The sequence below is a fragment of the Castellaniella sp. genome, from assembly GCF_047971665.1.
In the GTDB taxonomy this organism is placed as follows: Bacteria; Pseudomonadota; Gammaproteobacteria; order Burkholderiales; family Burkholderiaceae_B; genus Castellaniella.
Window position 1 is genome coordinate 46960 of record NZ_JBKEAA010000007.1, and the last position, 23357, is coordinate 70316.

The 23357-nt window shown below is 65.3% G+C and carries 22 protein-coding genes; 10 read left to right on the top strand and 12 right to left on the bottom strand.

Annotation, left to right across the window (positions count from 1 at the left end):
- The first annotated feature begins 13 nt into the window (after positions 1–13).
- On the top strand, positions 14–1798 hold the full coding sequence (locus ACK5JE_RS01730; RefSeq protein WP_416799990.1) for a PhoH family protein: 1785 nt from the start codon (positions 14–16) through the stop codon (positions 1796–1798).
- Positions 1779–2810 (top strand): 4-hydroxythreonine-4-phosphate dehydrogenase PdxA, encoded by a 1032-nt coding sequence (pdxA, locus tag ACK5JE_RS01735; RefSeq protein WP_416799991.1) that lies wholly within the window; start codon positions 1779–1781, stop codon positions 2808–2810. The genes ACK5JE_RS01730 and pdxA overlap by 20 nt, the downstream gene beginning before the upstream one ends.
- A gap of 1 nt (position 2811) precedes the next feature.
- On the opposite strand, the gene ACK5JE_RS01740 is transcribed toward pdxA, so the two are convergent.
- From ACK5JE_RS01740 to xseB, 9 genes are all read right to left on the bottom strand, one after another.
- The gene (locus ACK5JE_RS01740; RefSeq protein ID WP_416799992.1) at positions 2812–4185 is read right to left on the bottom strand and encodes a replicative DNA helicase; all 1374 of its coding nucleotides are present in this window, start codon (positions 4183–4185) and stop codon (positions 2812–2814) included.
- Positions 4186–4374: 189 nt separating this feature from the next.
- Positions 4375–4830, bottom strand: coding sequence for a 50S ribosomal protein L9 (rplI, locus tag ACK5JE_RS01745; RefSeq protein WP_416799993.1), 456 nt, complete (start codon positions 4828–4830; stop codon positions 4375–4377).
- 16 nt (positions 4831–4846) lie between these two features.
- Positions 4847–5119 carry a 30S ribosomal protein S18 gene (rpsR, locus tag ACK5JE_RS01750; RefSeq protein WP_066456389.1) on the bottom strand — a complete coding sequence of 91 codons (273 nt, stop codon included), beginning with the start codon at positions 5117–5119 and terminating at the stop codon, positions 4847–4849.
- 71 nt (positions 5120–5190) lie between these two features.
- Positions 5191–5484, bottom strand: a complete 294-nt coding sequence (priB, locus tag ACK5JE_RS01755) for a primosomal replication protein N (RefSeq protein WP_416799994.1) — start codon at positions 5482–5484, stop codon at positions 5191–5193.
- Positions 5485–5503: 19 nt separating this feature from the next.
- Positions 5504–5872, bottom strand: a complete 369-nt coding sequence (gene rpsF / locus ACK5JE_RS01760) for a 30S ribosomal protein S6 (RefSeq protein WP_416799995.1) — start codon at positions 5870–5872, stop codon at positions 5504–5506.
- Positions 5873–6134: 262 nt separating this feature from the next.
- The gene (folE2, locus tag ACK5JE_RS01765; protein WP_416799996.1) at positions 6135–6947 is read right to left on the bottom strand and encodes a GTP cyclohydrolase FolE2; all 813 of its coding nucleotides are present in this window, start codon (positions 6945–6947) and stop codon (positions 6135–6137) included.
- A complete protein-coding gene (gene dxs, locus ACK5JE_RS01770) occupies positions 6944–8803 on the bottom strand; it encodes a 1-deoxy-D-xylulose-5-phosphate synthase (RefSeq protein ID WP_416799997.1) in 1860 nt (619 codons plus the stop codon). Before dxs ends, folE2 begins: the two co-directional genes overlap by 4 nt.
- Before the next feature lie 12 nt (positions 8804–8815).
- The gene (locus ACK5JE_RS01775) at positions 8816–9730 is read right to left on the bottom strand and encodes a polyprenyl synthetase family protein (protein ID WP_416799998.1); all 915 of its coding nucleotides are present in this window, start codon (positions 9728–9730) and stop codon (positions 8816–8818) included.
- Positions 9727–10005 carry an exodeoxyribonuclease VII small subunit gene (xseB, locus tag ACK5JE_RS01780; RefSeq protein WP_416799999.1) on the bottom strand — a complete coding sequence of 93 codons (279 nt, stop codon included), beginning with the start codon at positions 10003–10005 and terminating at the stop codon, positions 9727–9729. Before xseB ends, ACK5JE_RS01775 begins: the two co-directional genes overlap by 4 nt.
- A 176-nt stretch (positions 10006–10181) precedes the next feature.
- Between xseB and ACK5JE_RS01785 the strand changes: the two genes are divergently transcribed.
- Entirely contained in the window at positions 10182–11348 is a 1167-nt protein-coding gene (locus tag ACK5JE_RS01785) for an aromatic ring-hydroxylating oxygenase subunit alpha (RefSeq protein ID WP_416800000.1), read from the top strand.
- 52 nt (positions 11349–11400) lie between these two features.
- On the opposite strand, the gene ACK5JE_RS01790 is transcribed toward ACK5JE_RS01785, so the two are convergent.
- Positions 11401–12264, bottom strand: a complete 864-nt coding sequence (locus ACK5JE_RS01790; RefSeq protein WP_416800001.1) for a sulfurtransferase — start codon at positions 12262–12264, stop codon at positions 11401–11403.
- Positions 12261–13181: a DMT family transporter gene (locus ACK5JE_RS01795; RefSeq protein WP_416800002.1), complete on the bottom strand. Its 921-nt coding sequence runs from the start codon at positions 13179–13181 to the stop codon at positions 12261–12263. Before ACK5JE_RS01795 ends, ACK5JE_RS01790 begins: the two co-directional genes overlap by 4 nt.
- Before the next feature lie 86 nt (positions 13182–13267).
- On the opposite strand from ACK5JE_RS01795, the gene htpX reads away from it, so the two are divergent.
- A complete protein-coding gene (gene htpX, locus ACK5JE_RS01800) occupies positions 13268–14143 on the top strand; it encodes a protease HtpX (RefSeq protein WP_416800003.1) in 876 nt (291 codons plus the stop codon).
- Between the two features lie 43 nt (positions 14144–14186).
- Here htpX and polA read toward each other — a convergent pair whose 3' ends face one another.
- Complete coding sequence (polA, locus tag ACK5JE_RS01805) at positions 14187–16907, bottom strand: DNA polymerase I (protein ID WP_416800004.1); 2721 nt, start codon at positions 16905–16907, stop codon at positions 14187–14189.
- Here polA and ACK5JE_RS01810 point away from each other — a divergent pair.
- The 6 genes from ACK5JE_RS01810 to ACK5JE_RS01835 all read left to right on the top strand — a co-directional run.
- The gene (locus tag ACK5JE_RS01810) at positions 16906–17577 is read left to right on the top strand and encodes a TIGR00730 family Rossman fold protein (protein WP_416800005.1); all 672 of its coding nucleotides are present in this window, start codon (positions 16906–16908) and stop codon (positions 17575–17577) included. The two genes, polA and ACK5JE_RS01810, sit on opposite strands and share 2 nt — an antisense overlap.
- Before the next feature lie 139 nt (positions 17578–17716).
- Complete coding sequence (locus ACK5JE_RS01815; RefSeq protein WP_416800006.1) at positions 17717–18505, top strand: transporter substrate-binding domain-containing protein; 789 nt, start codon at positions 17717–17719, stop codon at positions 18503–18505.
- 161 nt (positions 18506–18666) lie between these two features.
- Entirely contained in the window at positions 18667–19356 is a 690-nt protein-coding gene (locus ACK5JE_RS01820) for an ABC transporter permease (RefSeq protein ID WP_416800007.1), read from the top strand.
- Positions 19353–20063 carry an ABC transporter permease gene (locus ACK5JE_RS01825; protein ID WP_416800008.1) on the top strand — a complete coding sequence of 237 codons (711 nt, stop codon included), beginning with the start codon at positions 19353–19355 and terminating at the stop codon, positions 20061–20063. Before ACK5JE_RS01820 ends, ACK5JE_RS01825 begins: the two co-directional genes overlap by 4 nt.
- Positions 20064–20068: 5 nt before the next feature.
- Complete coding sequence (locus ACK5JE_RS01830) at positions 20069–20833, top strand: ABC transporter ATP-binding protein (RefSeq protein WP_416800009.1); 765 nt, start codon at positions 20069–20071, stop codon at positions 20831–20833.
- A gap of 273 nt (positions 20834–21106) precedes the next feature.
- A partial coding sequence (locus tag ACK5JE_RS01835) for an indolepyruvate ferredoxin oxidoreductase family protein (protein ID WP_416800010.1) occupies positions 21107–23357 on the top strand: 2251 nt, incomplete at its 3' end.

Sequence of the window (23357 nt, forward strand, 5' to 3'; positions counted from 1 at the left end):
CTCTGGAGCCTTCATGCCCCTTCCGAAACCGCCGACCCGCCCGGGCGATACCGTCAACGCCGGTCGCCCGGCGTCTTTCGAGGCCAGCCAGGCGACCGCGATCCCCGGTCCGGCGTTTGACACGACCGAGCCATCCCCTGCCGCACGGGGTGCAAAGAGCCGCCCGGTCGCCGCCATCCTGACCAAATCCGCTGACCGCGAGCGGCCTGCCACGCCTGTGGCGGCGGCGCCCACGGCCGCCCCTGCGCGCGCGCCCGCAGCCAAGAAACCAGCGGCGGCACCCGCCAGGCCCACGGCACCTGCGGTCGCCAAAGCCCCCCCGAAGCCAACGCCCGCGACGCCCCCCCGATCCGCCAGCGCGCGTGCCCGTCCCAAGCGCCTGCCCATGGCGCAGCGCAAGCTGTTCGTGCTGGACACCAACGTGCTGCTGCACGATTCCTCGTCCCTGTTCCGCTTTGCCGAACATGACGTCTTCCTGCCCATGATCGTGCTCGAAGAGCTCGATCACCAGAAAAAAGGCATGTCGGAAGTCGCGCGCAATGCCCGCCAGGTGAGCCGCTACCTGGACCAGCTGATCGGCGCGGCCGATCTGTCCAAAGGGGTGCCGCTGGATGCGCTGGGCAACACAGACGCCCTGGGCTCGCTGTATTTCCAGACCCGCCCCACGGACACGCGCCTGCCGTTGGAATTGCCCATGGGCAAGGCCGACAATGTAATCCTGGGCATCGTCCATGGACTGCGGCTCGAAAACCCGAAGCGCGAGGTCGTGCTGGTGTCCAAGGACATCAACATGCGTCTCAAGGCGCGGGCGCTGAACCTGCCGGCCGAGGACTACCTGAACGATCACGTCCTGGACGATTCGGACCTGCTCTACGACGGCGTCATGCCGCTGCCGGAGGATTTCTGGAACAAGCACGGCAAGGACATCGAATCCTGGCAACAGAACGGCCTGACCTGGTATCGCGTGCGCGGACCGCTGTGCAGCCAGTTCATCGTCAATGAATTCGTCTACTACGAAGGTGAAATGCCGCTGTACGCCCAGGTGCGAGAGGTCACGGGCAAGAGCGCCGTCCTGTCGACCCTGCGCGACTTCAGTCACGTCAAGAACAGCGTCTGGGGCGTCACCACGCGCAACCGCGAACAGAATTTCGCCATGAACCTGTTGATGAACCCGGACATCGATTTCGTGTCGCTGCTGGGTCAAGCGGGCACCGGCAAGACCCTGCTGGCGCTGGCCAGCGGGCTGGCCCAGACGTTCGAGACCAAGCGCTACACGGAAATCATCATCACCCGCGCCACCGTGCCGGTCGGCGACGACATCGGTTTCCTGCCCGGCACCGAGGAAGAAAAAATGCTGCCCTGGATGGGCGCGCTGGAGGACAACCTCGAGGTCCTGCACCAGGGGGCCGCGGGCTCGCTCGGCATCGCCGGCAACGGCAATGGCAACGGCCAGGACTGGAACAAGACGCCCGCCATGGATCTGATCCGTTCCCGCATCAAGGTCAAATCCATGAATTTCATGCGGGGCCGCACCTTCCTGAACAAGTACCTGATCATCGACGAGGCCCAGAACCTGACGCCCAAGCAGATGAAGACCCTGGTCACCCGCGCCGGCCCCGGCACCAAGATCGTCTGTCTGGGCAACATCACCCAGATCGACACGCCCTACCTGACCGAGGGCAGTTCAGGGCTGGTCTATGTGGTGGATCGTTTCAAGGGCTGGCCGCACGCCGGCCACATCACCCTGCAGCGCGGCGAACGGTCCCGGCTGGCCGACTATGCCAGCGACGCCCTCTGATCCCGCTCTTCTGGCGGCGCCCGCCAGTGCGCCTCTGGCCTTCACGCTGGGGGATGCCGCCGGCGTCGGTCCGGAACTGATCGTCCGGCTCTTTGCCGAGGGCCTGCCCCACCCGGCCGTCGTCTATGGCGATCGCGGCGCCCTGCTGCGCGCCAGCCAGGCGCTCGGGCTCAGCGACCGTCTGCGGATTCTGCCGCTGGACACCCCCGGCGCGGGCACGACCGACGGAGAGATCGGGGTCCTGAACCGCGGGGAGGCGCTGCCACCCGACCTGCCCTGGGGGCGGGAAGACGCACGCGCCGGACGCGGTGCCTACGCATACCTGTGCCATGCCATCGACGACGCCCGGGCCGGTTATGTGCGGGCGCTGGTGACAGCCCCCCTGCACAAGGGCGCGCTGCACGCCGGCGGCATTGATTTTCCGGGCCACACCGAGATTCTGGCGCAACGCACCGGCACGACAGACTACGCGATGATGCTGGCCAACGATGAGTTGCGGGTGCTGCTGGTCACCATTCATCTCGCGCTGGCCAAGGTGCCGGCGGCGCTCGACCAGGCAGCCGAGCTGCGTGCCATCCGCCTGGCACAGCGGGCCTGTCGTCAGGCCGGGATCGACCGGCCGCGCATTGCCGTCGCGGGACTGAACCCACATGCGGGTGAAGGCGGCGCGTTCGGCGACGAGGAAGCCCGCCACATCGCGCCCGCCATCGCCCAGGCGCGCCTTGAAGGCCTGGACGTGACCGGTCCCTGGCCGGGCGACACCGTCTTCATGCGTGCCCGGCAGGGAGAATTCGACATCGTGGTCGCGCAATACCATGACCAGGGCCTGATCCCGGTCAAATACCTGGGGCTGGACGAAGGCGTGAATGTGACCGTGGGCCTGCCCTTCGTGCGCACCAGCGTGGACCATGGCACCGCCTTCGACATCGCCGGGCGCGGCATCGCCGATCCCGCCTCGCTGCGGGCGGCCATGCGCATGGCGCTCAGGATGACGGCGGGCCGGAAGGACTGAGTCAGAACCCCGGCGCAGCCGAGAAATTCAGGAATCGGGTGCTGGCCCCCTGGAAGGTCAGGCGGACCGTGCCGATGGGGCCGTTACGCTGCTTGCCGATGATGATCTCGGCCGTGCCCTTGTCCGGAGAATCGGGGTTGTAGACCTCGTCCCGGTAGATGAAGATGATCACGTCGGCATCCTGCTCGATGGCCCCGGACTCCCGCAGATCGCTCATGACGGGCCGCTTGTTGGGGCGCTGTTCCAGACTGCGATTGAGCTGCGACAGGGCGATCACCGGACAGTTCAGCTCCTTGGCCAGGCCTTTCAGGGATCGGCTGATCTCCGAGATCTCGGTGGCGCGGTTCTCGCCCGAACCGCTGGAGGACATGAGCTGCAGATAGTCGATGATGATCAGACCCAGCTGCCCGCACTGGCGTGACAGGCGCCGCGCCCGCGCGCGCACTTCCATCGAGGTCAACGCGGGCGTCTCGTCGATGTAGATCTGGGCTTCCTCGACTTTTTGCACGGCATGCGTCAGACGCGGCCAGTCATCCTGGTTCAGTTTGCCGGTGCGCATGCGGTGCTGGTCCAGCATGCCGACCGAACCGATCATGCGCATGGCCAGTTGCACAGCGCCCATTTCCATCGAGAACACGGCTACCGGCAACCCCTGCTCGATGGCGACATGCTCACCGATGTTCATGGAAAAGGAGGTCTTGCCCATGGACGGCCGTCCGGCCACGATCACCAGATCGCCCGCCTGCAGACCGGAGGTCATGCGGTCCAGATCATTGAACCCGGTCGGCACCCCCGTGACGTCGGAATCGCCTTCGCGATGGTAGAGTTCATCGATGCGCTCGACGACCTGGGCCAGCAGCGGCCGGATTTCCTGAAACCCGGCCATCCCGCGCGCGCCTTCCTGGGCGATCTGGAAAACGCGGGACTCGGCCTCGTCGAGGATCTGCCGGGCCTCCTTGCCCTGGGGATTGAACGCCGTCGAAGAAATCTCGTCGGCGATCGAGACCAGTTTGCGCAGCATGGACCGCTCGCGCACGATCTCCGCATAGCGGCGGATGTTCGCCGCCGAAGGCGTGTTGTGCGCCAGTGCGTTCAGGTAAGGCAGGCCGCCACACTCATCGGCCTTGCCGGCCGTGGTCAGGGACTCGTGGACGGTCACGACGTCGGCGGGACGCGCCAGTCCGACCAGCCGGGTGATGTGCTGCCAGATCAGGCGATGGTCGAATCGGTAGAAGTCGTCCTCGACGAGAACGTCGGCCACCCGGTCGAAGGAGGCGTTATCCAGCAGCAGGCCGCCCAGCACGGACTGCTCGGCCTCGATCGAGTGCGGCGGCACACGCAGATAATCCAGTTGCGCGTCGGCTTCGATTTCCAAACCTGATCCTTCTTCAATTGAGCAAAGACCCTGCGCGACGCCAGCCGAAGCCTGTCCGTCGCCCCTGCCGGAGCCACTTTCGCCCTGGAGCTGCCGGCGACAAAAGAAAAAGGCCGGCGATGCGCCGGCCTTTTTCAGCAGTGCCGCGTCATTCCTACTGTGAGAAATGTAGCACGGCGATGCAGTGCATCAGGCCATTTCGCCTTGCACGGTGACCGAAATATCGGCCACCACGTCGGCGTGCAGCGCAACCTGCAGCGGGAACTCGCCCACGGTCTTGATGGCACCGTCCGGCATGCGGACCTGCGCCTTGTGCACATCGGCAAACCCGGCGGCCTGCAAAGCAGCCGCCACATCCATGTTGGTGACCGAACCGAACAGACGGCCATCGACACCGGCCTTCTGGTTGATGGTCAGGACATAGCCCGACAGCTTTTCGCCGACGGCCTGGGCCGCGGCCAGCTTTTCGGCCTGGTGCTTTTCGAGCTCGGCGCGGCGGGCCTCGAATTCCTTGAGGGCGGTTTCTGTCGCGCGACGGGCGATTTTCTGGGGAATCAGGTAGTTGCGGGCATAGCCGTCGCGAACGCGGACCACATCGCCCAGATTACCGAGATTGACGACTTTTTCAAGCAGAATGACTTGCATGACGGGAGACCTCGGATCAGTTGTGGTTGTCGGTGTACGGCAACAGGGCCAGGAAACGCGCGCGCTTGATGGCAGTATCCAGCTGACGCTGGTAGTGCGCCTTGGTACCGGTCAGACGGGCCGGAATGATCTTGCCGTTTTCCTGGATGAAATCGCGCAGGGTGTCCAGATCCTTGTAATCGATCTCTTCGACCTTGGCGACGGTAAAGCGGCAGAACTTGCGGCGCTTGAACAGCGGATTCTGTTGCCCGAACTTGCGCTTTTCCTTGGATTTTTTGAAATAAGCCATGATGGTTGCCTTTCTCTGTGGCCGGTATGCCCGGCATGTTCATTGGCCGGGCCACACCCGGCATGTTCATTTCAGTGTGCCTGCGCGATCCGCTGGATGTGTAACACCAGCCGGTCCGAACCTTGACGGAGGGGTGCCAAGAATCCGATTGCCTGGACCCGTCCGCCGATCGGCGTTCCGGCCAGTTCCCGGGCCACATCCCCCAGTGCCACGGCCTGCAGTTCCATGCAGACCTTGCGGGGAGCGCCAGCCTCGATCACCTCGGATTCGTGTGCCATCCGGAGCCGCAGCACCGGTGTTCCCGCCGGTGTGTGACGCAACGGCTCGGCCTCGACCACGCACGCTGCGATTTCGACCCGGTTCACGGAATACGCAAGCCCCTGATCAGGAATTCGTGGACTCGGTGGCGGTCGCCTTGCGGGCTTCCTCGCGCTCGACCGACTTCATCATGATGGAAGGTTCGGTGTGAGCATGCTTGGTCTTGACGAACAGGTGGCGCAGGATCGCGTCGTTGTACCGGAACGAGTGTTCCATCTCGTCCAGCGCGGCCTGGCCGCACTCGATGTTAAAGCACACATAGTGGGCCTTGACGAGTTTCTGGATGGGATAGGCCAGCTGGCGGCGGCCCCAATCCTCGACACGATGGATCTGGCCGCCATTGCTGGTGACCATGGACTGATAGCGTTCGATCATGGCGGGCACCTGCTCGCTTTGATCGGGATGCACAATGAACACTACTTCGTAGTGGCGCATAGAAGACTCCTTATGGATATCTGCGGTGTTGACAGACAGCCCGCCGGCACGATGTGCCCCTCCATCCGGAGAGCCACGGACAAGCCAAAAGAACGGCTTGCCACAAGCACGGTCGAGCAAGTAACCAAGCATTCTAGCATAGCCGCCCCTGAAACAGGAAAACTGTCATGGCCGGCCTGCGCCTGCGCCTGCGGTCGGGGCCGGCCCCGAACCGAGCCAAGCGCGGGCGCGCCATCCCGGGACGGGTTGACGCGCCGGCGTTCTAATGGCTGCGCACCACCGCGTAGGCGGAATGATTGTGGATGGACTCGAAATTCTCTGCCGTGACCTGATAGGAGGCGACCCCCGGCAAATGCTGCAACATCACGGCCACGTCGCGCACCAGGTCTTCGACGAATTTCGGGTTCTCATAAGCGCGTTCGGTGACGAATTTCTCGTCGGCGCGCTTGAGCAGCCCCCACAATTCGCACGAGGCCTGCGACTCCACGCCCCGGATCAGGGCATCCAGGTCCACGGCCTGGACCGCGTCGTATTCCAGGTCCACGGAGACGTGCGAGCGCTGATTGTGCGCGCCGTACTCGGAAATCGCCTTCGAGCAAGGACACAGGCTGGTCACCGGGACCTGGACGAACAGGGAAAACCGCGGCGCCGTCCCCCGGCGCGCACGGACGGACCAGCGGACCTGATAGTCCATCAGGCTGCGCACGCCGGACACGGGCGCAGGTTTTTCGATGAAATAAGGAAAACGGGCGGTCACATCACCGACGTCGGCCTGCAACAGGTCCAGCATGGACTGCGCCATGGCGCACAGCGCCGCGGGCGTCATCGGCTCGGTACGGCGCGACTCCAGCAGAGAAATGAAACGCGACATGTGCGTGCCTTTTTCGTCGGCGGGCAACGCCACGGTCATTTCCCAGTCGGCCACGGTCGCCTGAGACTGACCCGCACCAGTCACCACCAGCAGCGGGTGGCGCACGCCACGTACGCCGACCCGCTGGATGGCAATCCGGCGCGTATCCGGTCCGCTTTGCACGTCCGGCATCGTCATGGCAACCGGATCCAGCAAGGTGTTCATGAAGCATTCCTTTTCAAACGCTGGCGTATCGACGCCTCGATGCCCCCGGCATCCAGGCCGAGGCCTGCGAGGACGACCTTCTGGTCGCCATGGTCGATGAATTCATCCGGCAAGCCAAGTTGCAGGATCGGACGGACGATCGCCTCCCGGCTCAGCCACTCCGCGACAGCGCTGCCCGCGCCGCCCATGACAGCCCCCTCCTCGAGGGTGACGAACAGGTCATGCGACTCGGCCAGATGCCGCAACAGCGCCTCGTCGAGCGGCTTGACGAAGCGCATGTCCACCAGTGTAGCGCCCAGCGCCCGGGCTGCGCGCTCGGCCTCGGGCAACAAGGTGCCGAACACCAGCAGCGCCACCTCCCTGCCCTCGCGACGCACCACGGCGCGGCCGATTTCGACTGGATCGAGGCTGTCCCCCGGCTCGGCACCGCAACCGGCGCCGCGCGGGTAACGGATCGAGGCCGGCCCCTCGTGGAGGAAACAGGTGTTGAGCAGCAACCGGGCTTCGTGCTCATCCGAGGGCGTGGCGATCACCAGGTTCGGAATGCAGCGCAAATAGGCAATATCGTAGTTCCCGGCATGGGTGGCCCCATCGGCGCCCACGATGCCGGCCCGATCCAGCGCGAAGGTCACGTCCAGATCCTGCAACGCCACATCATGAATCAGCTGGTCGTAGCCGCGCTGCAAGAAGGTGGAATAGATGGCCACCACGGGCTTGCAGCCCTCGCAGGCCAGTCCGGCGGCAAAGGTCACCGCATGCTGCTCGGCGATGCCGACGTCGAAATAGCGCTGTGGAAAACGGCGCTCGAACTCGACCAGGCCGCTGCCTTCGCGCATGGCCGGGGTGATGCCGACCAACCGCGTGTCGGCCTCAGCCATGTCGCAAAGCCAGGTACCGAAGACCTGGGTGAAGGTCCGGCGCGCGGGAGCGGCGGATTTCTGAATGCCGACCGAGGGATCGAATTTTCCCGGGCCATGGTACAGAACCGGGTCGGCCTCGGCCAGCTTGTAACCCTGGCCCTTGCGCGTCACGACATGCAGAAACTGCAGGCCGCCGAGCCGGCGCAGGTTTTCCAGCGTGGGAATCAGGACGTCCAGGTCGTGGCCATCGATCGGCCCCATGTAGTTGAAACCCAGCTCTTCGAACAGCGTGGCCGGCGACAGCATGCCCTTGGCATGGCCCTCGAGCTTGCGCGCCAGCGCCAGCACCGGCGGCACGTGCTGCAGCACGGCCCGCCCCATATGCTTGGCGTGGGCGTAGAACTGGCCCGACAGCAGGCGGGCAAAATAATAGTTGAGCGCCCCCACCGGCGGCGAAATCGACATGTCGTTGTCGTTGAGCACGACCAGCAGGTTCACGTCTGGCGTCACGCCGGCATTGTTCAAGGCCTCGAACGCCATGCCGGCCGTCATGGCGCCATCGCCGATCACGGCGATATGCTGGCGCTCGACACCGGCGTTGCGCGAAGCCACCGCCATGCCGAGCGCGGCGGAAATCGAGGTCGAGGAATGCGCTGTCCCGAAAGCGTCATAGGGCGATTCGGCGCGTTTCGGAAAACCGGAGATTCCGCCCTGCTGGCGCAAGCCGGCCATGGCTTCGCGGCGCCCGGTCAGGATCTTGTGCGGATAGGATTGATGGCCGACATCCCAGACCAGCCGGTCATCGGGCGTATTGAACGCATAGTGGAGCGCCAGGGTCAGCTCGACCGTCCCCAGGTTGGAGGACAGGTGCCCGCCAGTGCGCGACACGGAGTCCAGCACGAACGCCCGCAACTCGGCGGCCAGATCCTTGAGATGCTGACGATCCAGCCGGCGCAGGTCCGCAGGCGATTGGATGTCTTCCAGTTGTCTAGTCATGATGCCTTGAATCTAATGGGACCGGCCGATGATGTAGTCGGCCAGTTCACGCAAGCGGCTGGCCGACGGCCCCAGCGGCAACAGCGCGGCATATGCCTGTTCGCGCAGGCTGGCGAGCAGTTCGCGCGAGCCTTCCAGCCCCATGATGGATACGTAGGTCGGTTTGCCCTGAGCGACGTCCTTGCCGGCGGTCTTGCCCAGCGTGGCCGAATCGGCGGTCACGTCCAGGATGTCATCCACGACCTGAAAAGCCAGGCCCATGGCCGAAGCATAGGATTCCAGACCAGCACGGGCCGTGCTGCTGGCGCCGGCAACCACACCGCCCAGCAATACGCTGGCCTCGAGCAGAGCGCCGGTTTTCATGCGGTGCATGTGCTGCAACGCCTCGACCGGCAATTCGAGGCCGACACTGGCGCAATCGATGGCCTGGCCGCCCACCATGCCATCGCTGCCCGCCGCCCTGGCCAGCAGCTGGACCGCCTGGACGATCAGCGCCGGCGCAATGGGCATCTGCGCCAGGCAGTCGAACGCCAGGGGCTGCAAGGCGTCTCCAGCCAGCATCGCCAGCGCCTCGTCGTCGAAATGACGATGCACCGTGGGCCGGCCACGCCGCAGATCGTCATCATCCATGCAGGGCAGATCGTCATGAATCAGCGAATAGGCGTGGATCAGTTCCACGGCGGCGGCGGCCGCATCCAGCGCCAGCCCCTGGGCCGCGGCAGTCCCGGAAACGCGGTTGACCTCGCCGGCCGCATAGACCAGCGCCGCCCGCACCCGCTTGCCCGGCCCGAGAACGGCGTATCGCATCGCCTCGTGCAGGCGGGCCGGATCGTCCTGAACGGACGGCAGCAATTCGTCGAGCACGGTCGCGCTGTGCGCCACCCGGTCACGCAGCCAGGTCTCGAAATCCTCCGTCGCAAGGGTCATGTCACATCCCGCGAACCGGCTTCGCCGAAAGGCTGGAGCAACTGCCCCTGGAGAACCTGAACCTGCTGCTCGGCGGCTTCCAGACGTTGCTGGCAGACCTGCGCAAGCGCCACGCCCCGCTGATACAGCGCAATCGATTCGTCCAGGCCCAGGTCGCCCTCGTTCATCCGGCCTGCCAGACGCTCGAGCTCGGCCAGCGCCGTCTCGAAGTCCCGAGGCAATGGATCATCGGACCGGAGCGCACTGTCCGGCAACGGAGTTTGATCGTTGATCATGGGTTTCATCTGAGCATTCCAGACTGAATTGTACGGGAACCCCGAGGGTCCATGAAACCATCCCGCCCCTGCGCATTTCGAGGTAAGGTACAATTTTTTCCCCTGTCCCGGACCGGGCTTCGCGCCGGGGCGGCCAGACGGCGCGCCGGACGGTTTCATTCTTGCGGGGGGAACCAATGACCAACCCTTATATCCCTTCCGGCACGGATCTGGCCAGCCAGCTCCCCGTCCACCATTATTTTGATCCGGACATCCTGGCGCGTGAACGCAGCCATATTTTCGAACGCAGCGCGCGTTACGTGGGTCACGAAAAAATGGTGCCGGATTCCGGCGACTGGCGCACCTTGGCCCACGAAGGCGGAGGACGCGTCCTGCTGCGCGATCAGGCCGACGTACGCCTGCTGTCCAACGTCTGCCGCCATCGCCAGGCCCTGATGCTGGGCAGCCAGACTGGACGCGACACCGACTGCGCAGCAGGCAATCTGTGCCGTACGGGCGGTCGCATCCTGTGTCCCATCCATCAATGGAGCTACGACCCCCAGGGGCGGCTTCTGAACGCCCCGCTGTTTTCCGAAAAGCCCGATCTGCGGCTGCAGGAATTTCCGCTGCGCTCTTGCCACGGCCTGCTGTTCGAGGGCGCGCGCGATCCCATGCGCGACATCGGGGATCTATTCCAGCGGCCGGAATTCGACTTTTCCGACTATGTACTGGACCATGTGGAAGTCCATCCCTGTCACTACAACTGGAAGACCTTCATCGAGGTCTACCTGGAGGACTATCACGTCGGCCCCTTCCATCCGGGCCTGGGCAGCTTCGTCACCTGCGATGACCTGGAATGGGAATTCGGCGAATTTCACAGCATGCAGCGGGTCGGTGTGCACCAGGCCCTGGGCCAGCCGGGCACCGAGGTCTATCGCCAGTGGCACGACCGCCTGCTGCAGTACCGCTCAGGCACAGCCCCCGATTTCGGCGCAGTCTGGGTGACGTATTTCCCGACCCACATGATCGAGATCTATCCCCATGTCCTGGTGCTCTCCACGCTGCACCCCGTCAGCCCCCAGGAAACCGTCAATGTGATCGAGTTCTACTATCCCGAGGAAATCGTCGCCTTCGAACGCGAATTCATCGAGGCGCAGCGTGCCGCCTATCTTGAGACCGCGATCGAGGACGACGAGATCGGCGAACGCATGGATGCCGGACGCCGCGCCCTGATGGCGCGCGGCCAGAGCGAATGCGGTCCCTACCAGAGCCCCCTGGAAGACGGCATGGCACATTTCCATGCCTGGTACCGCCGCATGATGGATGAGTCGGGACGGATGACGCCCCCCTGCGGGCGGCCATAAGCCAGACGAATCCGAGTGCCTTGCAAGGCACGAGGAGGGAAGGCCCGCAGACTCAGCCGCGCTCGACCGGTCGGGAGGCGTCGGCGGACCATTCGCTCCAGGATCCCGGATACAGCGCGGAACCACGCAGGCCGGCCAGTTCCATGGCGAACAGATTATGGCAGGCCGTGATGCCCGAGCCACACTGATGCACGATGCCGTGGTCCAGCCGGTCGCCCAGCAGGGATTCGAATTCGGCCCGCAGTTCGCCCGCCGGCTTGAAACGCCCGCCCGGTCCCAGATTGAGGGCAAACGGCCGGTTCAGCGCTCCCGGGATATGGCCGCCCACCGCATCCATGGGTTCAACCGCGCCGCTGAAGCGCTCCGGCGCGCGCGCATCCAGCACCGTGAATCGCGGCTCGTTCAGATTGGCCAGAATGGCGCGGACATCCACGACGGGCATGGACGGCTTGCCCGAAAGCACCAGCCCCTGGATCGCCTGGGCTTCGCTCAGGGACGGCGCACAGGCGCCGGCCTCGACCGCGCCGCCGATGGCCTGCCAGGCGGCCCAGCCCCCGTCCAGGACCGCGACGGATTCATGCCCCAGCCAACGCAACATCCACCATAAATGCGCCGCGAACATCGCGTTGCCGGCATCGTAGATCACCACATCAGAGCGGACCGTCAGCCCCTGGGCCCGCATCAGCGCGGCAAAGTCGGCGCGATCCGGCAAAGGGTGGCGGCCGTTGCGGCCGGTCTTGAGGGCGCTCAGCTGAGTTTCATGATCCAGATACAGGGCGCCGGGCACATGCCCCGACTCGTAAGCACGCCGCCCCGCCTGATGATCCGCCAGATCGTGGCGCACATCGAACACCAGACACCCCGGCCGGGCCAGGCGATCGCGCAGGGCCTCGGGCTGAATCAGCAATGTGGTCATGACGGGGTTACCTCCTTGGTGGGAATGCTTGCGTCTTCGGGCGCCGCCGCCCCATCGTCCCCCTGCAGGGCGCGGGCCTCGGTATATGTGCGCCACACCGACAGCAGGCCGGAGCCGATGATCAGCACAATCCCGGCCCAGGCCAGCGGCATGGGCCGGTCGCCCCAGAACAGGACACCGATCAGCGTGGCAAATATGATGGTCATGTACTGCAACGCAGCCGTCAACAGGGTAGACCCCAAGCCGAACGCCCGGGTCATGGCCAACTGGCCGACCAGCCCCGCCAGGCCCAGCCCGCCCAGGGCCAGCAGGGTCAGGGGATCGCTCGTGCGCCAGCCCTGCAGCGCAATCCCGGCCAGCCCGCTGAGACAGACGCCCAGCGAAAAGAGCAGCACCGTGCGCCATTCGGGCTCGCCGAGCCGGCCCAGCTGGCGAATCTGCATCATGGACACCGCCGCCAGACCACCCGCCCCCAGGCCCATCAGGGCCGCCAGCCACTGGTCATGCTGGATGCTGGGGCGCAGCACGCCCAGCACGCCCAGGAAACCGGCCAGCACGGCCAGCACGCGCACCGGATCACGTTGAGCCCCGCCGAAAAACAGCATCCAGCCCGCGATGAACAGGGGTGCGGTGTAGTTCAGGCTGATGGCTGTGGGCAGGGCCAGATGGGCCAGCGCGTAAAAGCCCAGCCACATGGACGTGATGCCGCTGAGATTGCGCCAGATATGCGGGCGCCAGCTGGACGGCCGGATCGTCCGGTGCGTGGAATGCGCCCAGAAAAACAGCAGCAAGACGGAAGGAATGCCACGAAACAGGACGATTTCCGGCAGCGAGGCGCCAAGACCGGCGGAGACCTTTACAAAGGCCCCCATCATGGCGAACATGGCGCAGGCCAGCAACATCCACAAAGACTGCATGCGTCACCAAAGACAGGGATACGAACCGGAAGCCGATACTATACACTTTGCCCACCAATGTCCCCTCTTGCGGAGCTCTGCCTCACATGAAACGAATCATTCTGTTCCTCGTGACCAACATGGCGGTCATGCTGGTGCTCAGCGTCACCATGAACCTGCTGGGGGTCGGCCGCTACCTGACGGCCAACGGCATCGATCCCACCGCGCTGCTGGTGTTCTCGGCGGTGCTGGGTTTCACGGGTTCGTTCATTTCGCTGCTGATGAGCAAATGGATGGCAAAATCCAGCACCGGCGCCCAGGTCATCGACCCCCAGGCGCCACGGAACCAGCGCGAGGCCTGGCTGGTGCAGACGGTGCACCAGCTGGCTGACCGGGCCGGCATCGGCCGCCCCGAAGTCGCCATCTACGAAGGCCCGCCCAACGCCTTTGCCACCGGGGCCTTCCGCAACGACTCCCTGGTTGCCGTCTCCACCGGCCTGCTCTCCTCCATGACCGAGGAAGAAGTCGCCGCCGTACTGGGCCATGAGGTCTCCCACGTCGCCAATGGCGACATGGTGACCCTCACCCTGATCCAGGGGGTGGTCAACACCTTCGTCATCTTCCTGTCGCGCCTGGTCGGCTATTTCATCGACCGCGCCGTGCTGAAAAACGAACGCGGGGTCGGTCTGGGCTACTACGCCAGCGTCTTCGTCTGTGAGATCCTTTTCGGCGTGCTCGCATCGATCATCGTGGCCTGGTTCTCCCGTCAGCGGGAATTCCGCGCCGACGCGGGCGCGGCCCACCTGATGGGCGCGCGCGAGCCCATGATCCGCGCCCTCGCCCGCCTGGGCGGCGTCGAGGCCGGCGAACTGCCCAAGTCGCTGGCCGCCTCGGGCATCACCGGAGGGGGACTCGGCGCCCTGTTCGCCTCGCACCCCCCCATCGAGAAACGCATCGAGGCGCTGCGCAACCAGACCGCCTGACCCACCCTTCGGGCGCCAGGCGTCGCACCTGGCGCCCGAAGACTCAGTGCGCCGCCCCCCAGTCGGGGCCTTCCCCGACCTCGGCGACCAGCGGTACCGCCAGTTCGGCCACCCCGGCCATCAGGGCCGGGACCCGTTCACGCAGGATGGCGGCCTCATCCTCCGTCACGTCGAACACCAGTTCATCATGGACCTGCATCACCATCAGGCTGCGCAGGCCCTCGGCATCCAGCCAGTCCTGAACCGCCACCATGGCCATCTTGATGAGGTCGGCTGCTGTCCCCTGCATGGGTGCGTTGATGGCGGCTCGCTCAGCCGCGGCGGCGCGCGGCCCCTTGGCGCCGGATAATTCCGGGAAATACAGACGGCGACCGAATACGGTTTCCACGTAACCCTGCTCGCGGGCCTGACGCCGGATCCGGTCCATGTAGTCGGCCACGCCGGGGTAGCGCATGAAGTAACGGTCGATATAGGACTTGGCCGCCACCCGCGTGATGCCCAGGTTGCTCGCCAGACCGAATTCACCCATGCCGTAGATCAGGCCAAAATTGATGGCCTTGGCTGCCCGGCGGTGTTCCGCATCGACCTGATCGGGCGGCAGGCCGAAGACCTCGGCTGCCGTGGCACGGTGGATGTCCAGCCCCTGGGCAAAGGCCCGGCGCAGATTTTCATCTCCCGAGACATGCGCCATGACGCGCAATTCAATCTGCGAATAATCGGCCGACACGATCCGCCCCAGACTGGACACGAACGCCGACCGGACACGGCGGCCCTCGACCGTGCGCACGGGGATGTTCTGCAGGTTCGGGTCGGACGAGGCCAGCCGCCCGGTGACCACGGCAGCCTGGGCGTAACGGGTATGCACCCGACCGGTACGCGGGTCGATCATGCGCGGCAGCTTGTCGGTATAGGTGGATTTCAGCTTGGCGATGCCGCGGTAGTCCAGCAGCAGGCGCGGCAACGGATAGTCGGCCGCCAGACGGGTCAGGACCTCTTCGTCGGTGGACGGCGCGCCGCCCGCCGTCTTGCGCAGCACAGGCAACTGCATGCGCTGGAACAGGATCTCGCCCAGCTGCTTGGGGGAATTCAGATTGAAGGGCTGGCCCGCGAGCGCATGGGCCTGCGCTTCCAGCTCGATCATCTGGCGGCCCAGCTCATGGCTCTGCGTCGCCAGCACCCGCGCATCGATGGCCACGCCATTGCGCTCGATCCGGGTCAGCACGTCGGACGAACGGATCTCCAGTTCGTAGATGCGGTTCAGGCCGGTCTCGGATTGAACCTGCGGATACAGCACCTGATGCAGGCGCAGGGTGAAATCCGCATCCTCGGCAGCATAGTGTGCGGCCTGGTCCAGGGCGACCTCGTCAAAGCCGATCTGGCGCGCGCCCTTGCCGCACAGATCCTCGTAGGTCGTCCCCGTCAGCCCCAGCCACTGGATGCACAGATCCTGGAGATTCACACGCCGATTGGACTGCAGCACATAGGCCTGCAGCATGGTGTCATGCCGCACCCCGCGCAGCGCCACCCCCTCATTGGCGAAAACGTGCGCGTCGTATTTGGCATGATGCAGCAGCTTGGGCGCGGCCGGATCCTCGAGCCAGGGACGCAAGCGATCGAGCACCAGGGCGCGATCCAGCTGATCAGGGGTGCCCGGCGCGCGATGCCCCACCGGCACATAGGCGGCGCGGCCGGGCTCGATGGAGAACGACAGTCCCACCAGACGGGCGGCCATGGGATCCAGGCTGGTGGTTTCCGTATCCAGGGCCACCAGGGGCGCGGCGCGCAACCGTGTCAGCCAGTCATCCAGCGCCGATTCGTCGAGAATGGTGTCATAGTGCACAGTCGCCGGCGCGGGCGGCGTCTCGCGCGGGGCGCGGGCATCCTGGTCGGGCACCCGGTCCGGGTCGCCGGTTTCCTCTCGCAGCCAGGTCCGGAAGCCATGGGTCTCGTACAGCTGGACCAGCGCCTCATGATCAGGCGCCCGCAGGTCCAGGGCGGACGGCACCCAGTCCGATTCCAGCGCGCAGTCCAGCCGGATGGTCAGCAGTTCCCGCGTCAGGGGAAAATTCGGCACCGCCGCGCGCAGGTTTTCTCCGGCCACCCCGCGAACATCGGCGGCCCGGGCCACCAGCGTATCGATATCGCCGTACTCGTTCAGCCACCTGGCGGCGGTCTTGGGGCCGACCTTGTCCACGCCGGGCACATTGTCCACGGCGTCGCCGGTCAGCATCAGGTAATCGACGATCCGCTCGGGTGGCACGCCGAACTTGCGGACCACGCCCTCGGGGTCCTGGCGTTCGCCCGACATGGTGTTGATCAGCTCCACCCGGTCGGTGACCAATTGGGCCAGATCCTTGTCGCCCGTGGAAATGATGGTATAAAAGCCACTTTCGCCCGCCTGGCGCGCCAGTGTGCCGATGATGTCATCGGCCTCCACGCCCGGCGCCGAGATCACGGTCCAGCCCAGCGCGGCGGCGGCCTGATGAATCGGCCCGATCTGGGCGCGCAACTCATCGGGCATCGACGGGCGGTTGGCCTTGTAATCGGGATAGATCATTTCCCGGAACGAGCCGCCCGGCGCATCGAACACGCACGCTCCGTGGGTCGCCACGTCCTTGTAATCCAGCAACAGCCTCCGTAACATGGAGATGACGCCATACAGGGCTCCGGTGGGTTCACCGCGCGCATTGCGCAGGTCCGGCATCGCATGATAGGCGCGGTACAGGTAGCTGGACCCATCCACGAGCAACAAGGTTTTTTTCATGACGAACAATAAGACGAAACGAATTTCAGCTGAAGAACAGATTCCCACGATTATTGCAGAGATGCGCACGGCGGCCGCGGCCTTCCAGAAAATCGGCATGGGGGTGAGCCTGTTCGGCAGCGCCCGCACCTCTCGCGAAGACCCTTTCTATACCATGGGGACGCAGCTGGGCCAGCGCATCGCCCAGCTCGGCCTGCCGGTCATCGCCGGTGGCGGCCCCGGGCTGATGGAAGCCGCCAACCGGGGAGCCTTCGAGGCCGGAGGGCGCAGCGTCGGACTGAATATCCGCCTGCCGCACGAAAAATCCGACAATACCTACCAGACCGACAGCCTGCATTTCGAATATTTCAATTCACGCAAGGCATCGTTCTTCATGCACAGCCTGGCGTACGTCGTCCTGCCCGGCGGGTTCGGCACACTGGACGAGCTCTTCGAGGCCATCACCCTGGTGCAGACCAGGAAGCAACCGCCCGTCCCCATCATCCTGGTAGGCACGACCTTCTGGTCGGGCCTGATCGACTGGATCCGCGACCAGCTGCTGACTCACGGCATGATCGGCCCCTTCGATCTGGACCTGCTGCGGGTCACCGACGACCTCGACGAAGTCATCCACCTCATCCAGGAAGCAGCCCAGATCGAACAGCGCAGCGAACCCGCCCTGCCCACCTGACCCCGGGGCGCTTCCGGAACCGGCCATCCGGACATAGGGGTAATGCTCGATGCTCACCGGCAAAAACGTGGGTTAACATCACGCCTTGTTACCGTCGGCCGACGTTACCCGCCGTCCGACTCCCCAGGAGAATGATTCGATGAAAACCACTCTGCTTGGCGCCGCGCTGCTGATCACGGCTGGCCTGATCCCCGCCGTCGGCTCCGCCGCCGACACCAAGGAACTCAAGATCGCGACCGAGGCCGGCTATCCGCCGTTCGAATATCGCAATCCCAACGGCCAGCTCGAGGGCTTCGACATCGATATCGGCAACGAGGTCTGCAAGCGGCTGAACCGCACCTGCGTGTGGATCGATCAATCCTTCGACAGCCTGATCCCCGGCCTGCAGGCTCGCAAGTTCGATCTGGCTAATTCCACCATGACCGCCACCGAGGCCCGGAAAAAAGTCATCGACTTCTCCACGCCGATGTACATCGTGCCGGTCAAGCTGATGGTCAAGAAGGGCAGCGGCCTGGAGCCCACCGCCGAGTCCCTGAAAGGCAAGCGCGTCGGCGTCCAGCAGGGCACCACGATGGAAACCTACGCGCGCAAGCACTGGGCGTCCAAGGGCGTCGAGATCGTCGCCTACCCCAGCTACACGAACGCCTACGTGGACGTCACGGCAGGCCGTCTGGACGCCACCTTCCAGGAGGCCCAGAGCGCGGTTGAGGGTTTCCTGAACAAACCCGAGGGCGCCAACTACGAGCTCGCCGCCATGATGCTCGACGATCCGATCCTGAACGAACCCATCGCCATGGGCATCCGCAAGGGCAATCCCCTCAAGGCCGACGTGGACAAGGCGCTCAAGTCCATGCTGGCCGACGGTACGCTTCAGGGCTACGCGAAGAAATACTTCGCTGAAGGCCTGATCCGATTCCCCGCCAAGTAATCCCGCATCATGCCGTCTGACCCTGCGCCCGGGTCCTGCCTCCACGGAGGCGGCCCGGCGGTTCCGGTCGAACGCGGCCTGGCCGGTCCCCACCGGCCAGGCCTCTTCGTCGCCTGCGCGCGCGCCGAGGCGCCCGACGCCCTCATTTCCCTTTCACGCCCATGTTTCTAGACGGCTACGGTCCCCTTCTGCTGGCAGGAACCTGGGTCACCATCAAACTGGCAGTGCTGTCCCTGGCCGTGTCCGTGGGCCTGGGCCTGCTGGGCGCCTGGGCCAAGCTCTCGGCATCATGGGGCGCCCGGCTGGTCGCCACGGCCTACACCACGCTCATCCGCGGCGTCCCGGACCTGGTGCTGATGCTGCTGATCTTTTTCAGCATGCAGATCTACCTGAACGAGCTGACCGACCTGATCGGGGTCGACCCGATCGATATCGACCCCTTCGCCGCCGGCGTGCTGACCCTGGGCTTCATCTATGGCGCCTACTTTGCCGAGACGTTCCGGGGTGCTTTCATGGCGGTCCCGCATGGCCAGATGGAAGCCGCCACGGCCTATGGCATGCGCGAGTTCCAGGTCTTTCGTCGCGTCCTGTTCCCGCAAATGATGCGCCATGCCCTGCCCGGCATCGGCAACAACTGGCAGGTTCTGCTCAAATCCACCGCCCTGGTTTCCCTGATCGGCCTGACGGACCTGGTCAAGGTTGCCCAGGATGCCGGCAACGTGACTTTCCGGGTGTTCCTGTTCATCAGCCTGACCGGCCTGATCTACCTGATCCTGACCACCCTGTCCAACGGCGTCCTGTACTGGCTGGATCGGCGCTACAGCGTGGGCGTACGCGAGGCACAACTATGATCGACGTGCTCGACCAATTCTGGCGCGCCTATCTGTACACCAGCAATGGTCGCCTGTCCGGCATGGCCATCACCCTGTGGCTGCTGGTGCTGTCGGTGTCGATCGGATTCTTCATTTCCATCGGCCTGGCCGTGGCGCGCGTGTCTTCGCGCCGCTGGCTGTCGATCCCGATCTGGACATTCAGCTACATTTTCCGGGGGACGCCGCTCTACGTGCAGATCCTGTTCATCTACGCGGGCATCTACAGCCTGGAATTCGTCAAGGGGACCCCGCTTCTGGCGGCTTTCTTCCAGAGCGGCTTCAATTGTCTGGTGCTGGCCCTGACGCTGAACACCGTCGCCTATACGACAGAAATCTTTGCCGGCGCCATCCGCGCCACCAGCGCGGGCGAAATCGAGGCGGCACGCGCCTACGGCATGACGCGTTTCACGATGTACCTCCGGGTGATCCTGCCGTCCGCCCTGCGGCGCGCATTGCCCGCCTACAGCAACGAGGTCATCCTGATGCTGCACGCCACGTCCCTGGCCTTCACCGCCACCGTGCCGGACATCCTCAAGATCGCCCGCGACGCCAATTCCGCCACCTACCAGACTTTTGCCGCCTACGGGCTCGCCGCCCTGCTCTACCTGTGTCTGTCGTTTACACTGATCTGGCTTTTCCGCCGGTTCGAACGCCGTACGCTGGCCTACCTGGGTACCCACCGCTGACCGCCATGTCCAAACTCGAAGTTCTCAACATCTACAAACGCTATGGTGACAACGAGGTCCTCAAGGGGGTCTCTCTGACGGCCAACGCAGGTGACGTGATCTGCATCCTGGGCTCCAGCGGCTCGGGCAAATCGACCTTCCTGCGTTGCATCAATTTCCTGGAAAAACCCAATCAGGGTTCGGTCTCGCTCAATGGCGAGCTGCTCAAGATCGTCCAGGACAAGCACGGCGAACCTCACGCGGCCGACCTGGATCAGCTGCGCCGGCTGCGCTCCAAGCTGGCGATGGTATTCCAGCATTTCAACCTGTGGGCCCACATGAATGTGCTGGGCAACGTGATCGAGGCCCCCATCCAGGTGCTCAAACTGGGTCGGGCCGAAGCCGTCGAGCGCGCCCGCCACTATCTGGCCAAGGTCGGTCTGGATCCCAAGGTCGAAACCCAGTACCCATCATCCCTGTCGGGCGGCCAGCAACAGCGCGTGGCCATCGCCCGCGCCCTCGCGATGGAGCCAAAGCTGCTGCTGTTCGACGAGCCCACCTCGGCGCTGGACCCGGAACTGGTCGGCGAGGTGCTGTCGGTGATGCGCGATCTGGCGCAAAGCGGCATCACCATGATCGTCGTCACCCACGAGATCGGCTTTGCCCGCGAGGTCGGCGACCAGCTTGTGTTCATGGATGGCGGCGTCGTCGAGGAATCGGGCCATCCGCGCGAGATGTTGCAGAACCCGCGCTCGGAGCGGACGCGGGCCTTCCTGTCCCATGTGCTGTGACGGAAATGGTCGTATGCGAACGGATTCGGGTTTGATCTGCGATGCCGCCTGCGCTAGTTTTCCCATGGCAGCAGAGGACCGGGCGGATGACGACGCGCAGACCGATCATCACAGGCGGCATGGCCCTTCGGGCCGCCGGCTTCGTGATGGAGCCTCATTTCGGATTCCGGCGCAAGCGCTTCGCGGGATAGCCGAGTCCGTCTGTGACGTCGTGTCATCGCCCCCCGCCGCAGCTTCCCGTCGGTGCCGCAGTCTCTCTTTATCAGGTAACTCATGACACCGAACCAACCGCTTGGCGTCGATGAAAGACTGTCCTGCCCGACAGGCCGCGTCTTTCTCGGCGGCGTCCAGATCCTCGCGCGTCTGGCGCTGGATCAGGCCCGCGCCGACCGCGACCGGGGGTTGCGTACGGGCGGTTACGTCTCGGGTTATCGCGGATCGCCGCTGGCCGGGCTGGATCGCGAACTGGTGCGGCTTGAGGGTGAATTCGCCGGGCACGACATCCGTTTTCGTCCGGCGGTGAACGAGGATCTGGCGGCCACGGCGAGCTGGGGCACGCAGCAGCTTGCGCAGAACCCGACCCGCCGCAAGGACGGCGTGTTCGCGCTGTGGTACGGCAAGGGACCGGGGCTGGACCGGTCGATGGACGCGGTGCGCCACGGCGCGGCCTATGGCGCCTCGCATCGGGGCGGGGTGGTGCTGCTGGTCGGCGACGATCATGCCGCCGCGTCCTCGACCGTGGTGCATCAAAGCGATGTCATGCTGTCGGCGGCGCATGTGCCGGTGCTGAACCCGTCCACTCTGCAGGAGTTGCGTCTGCTGGGCCGGGCGGCCATCGAGATCAGCCGGCAATCGGGGTCGTGGATGGCGCTGAAATGCCAGACGGAACTGATGGAGACCTCGGCCCCGGTCGATCTGGATCGCGACGTTCCCGCCGCGCTGCTGGAAACGCCGCCGGCCGATCCGGTGCTGCACGCCGGCGGCACCGAGATGCCGCAACGGGCCGAACTGCGCATCGCGCCGCGACTGACCGCCGTTCAGCGCCTTGTCGCCCGCGCCGGGCTGGACCGGCTGACGGTCGAGGCGCCGGGCGCGACCACCGGCATCGTCGCGGTCGGCAAGGCATGGATCGACCTGAACGCCGCCTTCGCCGCGCTTGGACTGACCCCGGAAGAGGCCGGCATCCGCATCTATCGCCCGGCGCTGGTCTGGCCGCTGGAACCAGAGGGCGCGCTGCGCTTTGCGGCCGGGTTGCGACGGATTCTGGTGGTCGAGGAAAAGGACGCCTTCGTCGAAACCCAGCTTCGCGCGCTGCTGTCGGAACGGATGGCCGATGCGATGCCGGTCGTCGAGGGCAAGCGCGACCGTGGCGGCGATACCCTCCTGCCCGCGACCGGGGTTCTGGATCCGCAGCTTGTCGCGGCGGCGCTTGGCCGCTTTCTGGGCCGCGAGGTGCCCGACGGACCGCAGGGCGCCGGCATCCCCCCGGCCCTGCCGCGCCGCAAGCCGTTCTTCTGCGCCGGATGCCCGCATAACGGCTCGACCCGCCTGCCAAAGGGCAGCCGGGCCTTTGCCGGCATCGGCTGTCATTCGATGGCCGCCGGGCCGGACGGCGACACTGACGGCTTTACCCAGATGGGGGCGGAAGGTGTCGTCTGGCAGGGTCAGTCGCCGTTCTGCGACGAAAACCATGTCTTCGTGAACATGGGCGACGGCACCTATTTCCATTCCGGCGTTCTGGCCATCCGCGCCGCCATCGCCTCGGGGGTCAACGCCACCTACAAGGTGCTGTTCAACGATGCCGTCGCGATGACCGGCGGGCAGCCGCATGACGGCGCGCTGACGCCGGGCGGCATCGCCGCGCAGCTTCTGGCCGAGGGGGTGCGGCGGGTCGTGCTGGTTTCGGACGATCCGGCGCGAACGCGGGCGACGGGGCTGCCGGCCCGGGTGCCACTGCATCGCCGCGCCGATCTGGACCGGATCAGCCGCGAACTGCGCGACGTGCCGGGGATCACCGCCATCGTCTACGACCAGACCTGCGCGACGGAACTGCGCCGCAGGCGCAAGCGCGGCAAGGCTCCCGTCGCCGCCGAACGGGTCGTCATCAACGCCGATATCTGCGAAGGCTGTGGCGACTGCACGCTGGTCTCGAACTGCGTCGCGGTCGAGCCGCTGCCGACCTGGAAGGGGCTGAAGCGCCGGATCAACCAGTCGGTCTGCAACAGCGACCAAAGCTGTCTCGGCGGGTTCTGCCCCAGCTTCGTGACCGTCAGCGACAGCCGCCGGGAAAGGACCGACATTTCGCTGATCGAGGCGCGGCTGGCCGGGGCCGCGCTGCCCGAACCCGGCATCGCGGCGGATGGCGACGCCGGCATCCTGATCGCCGGGATCGGCGGGACCGGGGTGCTGACAGTTTCGGCGATACTCGGCATGGCCGCGCATCTTTCGGGCCGGCAGGTGACATTGCTGGACCAGTCGGGGCTGGCGCAGAAGAACGGCGCGGTGCGATCGCATGTGCGGATCG

What these genes read in the sequence shown, in the direction of transcription:
- ACK5JE_RS01775 (WP_416799998.1), bottom strand. Translation starts at nt 9,730, where the DNA reads ATGACCCTTGCGACGGAGGATTTCGAGACCTGGCTGCGTGACCGGGTG.
- folE2 (WP_416799996.1), bottom strand. Translation starts at nt 6,947, where the DNA reads ATGAACACCTTGCTGGATCCGGTTGCCATGACGATGCCGGACGTGCAA.
- ACK5JE_RS01815 (WP_416800006.1), top strand. Translation starts at nt 17,717, where the DNA reads ATGAAAACCACTCTGCTTGGCGCCGCGCTGCTGATCACGGCTGGCCTG.
- ACK5JE_RS01790 (WP_416800001.1), bottom strand. Translation starts at nt 12,264, where the DNA reads ATGACCACATTGCTGATTCAGCCCGAGGCCCTGCGCGATCGCCTGGCC.
- pdxA (WP_416799991.1), top strand. Translation starts at nt 1,779, where the DNA reads ATGCCAGCGACGCCCTCTGATCCCGCTCTTCTGGCGGCGCCCGCCAGT.
- ACK5JE_RS01830 (WP_416800009.1), top strand. Translation starts at nt 20,069, where the DNA reads ATGTCCAAACTCGAAGTTCTCAACATCTACAAACGCTATGGTGACAAC.
- ACK5JE_RS01730 (WP_416799990.1), top strand. Translation starts at nt 14, where the DNA reads ATGCCCCTTCCGAAACCGCCGACCCGCCCGGGCGATACCGTCAACGCC.
- rpsF (WP_416799995.1), bottom strand. Translation starts at nt 5,872, where the DNA reads ATGCGCCACTACGAAGTAGTGTTCATTGTGCATCCCGATCAAAGCGAG.
- ACK5JE_RS01785 (WP_416800000.1), top strand. Translation starts at nt 10,182, where the DNA reads ATGACCAACCCTTATATCCCTTCCGGCACGGATCTGGCCAGCCAGCTC.
- dxs (WP_416799997.1), bottom strand. Translation starts at nt 8,803, where the DNA reads ATGACTAGACAACTGGAAGACATCCAATCGCCTGCGGACCTGCGCCGG.
- ACK5JE_RS01810 (WP_416800005.1), top strand. Translation starts at nt 16,906, where the DNA reads ATGACGAACAATAAGACGAAACGAATTTCAGCTGAAGAACAGATTCCC.
- ACK5JE_RS01795 (WP_416800002.1), bottom strand. Translation starts at nt 13,181, where the DNA reads ATGCAGTCTTTGTGGATGTTGCTGGCCTGCGCCATGTTCGCCATGATG.
- htpX (WP_416800003.1), top strand. Translation starts at nt 13,268, where the DNA reads ATGAAACGAATCATTCTGTTCCTCGTGACCAACATGGCGGTCATGCTG.
- polA (WP_416800004.1), bottom strand. Translation starts at nt 16,907, where the DNA reads ATGAAAAAAACCTTGTTGCTCGTGGATGGGTCCAGCTACCTGTACCGC.
- xseB (WP_416799999.1), bottom strand. Translation starts at nt 10,005, where the DNA reads ATGATCAACGATCAAACTCCGTTGCCGGACAGTGCGCTCCGGTCCGAT.
- rpsR (WP_066456389.1), bottom strand. Translation starts at nt 5,119, where the DNA reads ATGGCTTATTTCAAAAAATCCAAGGAAAAGCGCAAGTTCGGGCAACAG.
- ACK5JE_RS01825 (WP_416800008.1), top strand. Translation starts at nt 19,353, where the DNA reads ATGATCGACGTGCTCGACCAATTCTGGCGCGCCTATCTGTACACCAGC.
- rplI (WP_416799993.1), bottom strand. Translation starts at nt 4,830, where the DNA reads ATGCAAGTCATTCTGCTTGAAAAAGTCGTCAATCTCGGTAATCTGGGC.
- ACK5JE_RS01820 (WP_416800007.1), top strand. Translation starts at nt 18,667, where the DNA reads ATGTTTCTAGACGGCTACGGTCCCCTTCTGCTGGCAGGAACCTGGGTC.